We start from the raw sequence: 210 nt of genomic DNA, 5'->3' as shown, positions 1-210 counted from the left end.
ATATAAGGGTTGCGCTCGTTGCGGGACTTAACCCAACATCTCACGACACGAGCTGACGACAACCATGCACCACCTGTCTCCTCTGTCCCGAAGGAAAGATACATCTCTGTACCGATCAGAGGGATGTCAAGACCTGGTAAGGTTCTTCGCGTTGCTTCGAATTAAACCACATACTCCACTGCTTGTGCGGGTCCCCGTCAATTCCTTTGA

At 51.0% G+C, this 210-nt stretch carries 1 rRNA gene; it reads right to left on the bottom strand.

From position 1 onward, the window contains the following. Positions 1-210 (bottom strand): 16S ribosomal RNA (locus WFI24_RS34470); the annotation flags it as partial.

This window comes from Paenibacillus sp. USHLN196, assembly GCF_037144955.1.
GTDB lineage: Bacteria > Bacillota > Bacilli > Paenibacillales > Paenibacillaceae > Paenibacillus > Paenibacillus xylanexedens_C.
Note: the sequence above shows the minus strand (reverse complement) of the source record. Positions and strands in the feature narration are given on the sequence as shown.